Source organism: Shewanella sp. S1-49-MNA-CIBAN-0167, assembly GCF_040310145.1.
GTDB lineage: Bacteria > Pseudomonadota > Gammaproteobacteria > Enterobacterales > Shewanellaceae > Shewanella > Shewanella psychromarinicola.
The window spans coordinates 1-265 of the sequence record NZ_JBEOPO010000314.1; the positions used below are offsets into that span (position 1 = coordinate 1).

The following is a 265-nucleotide window of genomic DNA, read 5'->3' on the forward strand; positions in this document are numbered from 1 at the left end:
GTATGTGGAGTGAGTTAGAGACAGGCGATGCTGATTTTATTCCCCGTAAGCACACGGTATTAGTTCAGCCGGGCTCTAAGATCAGTTACTTAGTCACCGCCGATGCAAAAGGGCAATGGGCATATCATTGCCACTTGTTATTCCACATGCCAGGCATGTTCAGAAAAGTCGTGGTGAAATAAGGGGAATACAGATGAATAAAACGAATTTAATGGCCTTGGGACTGTTGAGTCTGAGCGCCACATTGACTAGCTCAGCTGTGTTT

General features: G+C 45.7%; 1 protein-coding gene. It reads left to right on the forward strand.

All coding sequences use genetic code 11. The features are described 5' to 3' along the window. A partial coding sequence (locus AAEZ00_RS21450; protein WP_351089951.1) for a multicopper oxidase domain-containing protein occupies positions 1 to 182 on the forward strand: 182 nt, incomplete at its 5' end. Between the last annotated feature and the right edge of the window lie 83 nt (positions 183 to 265).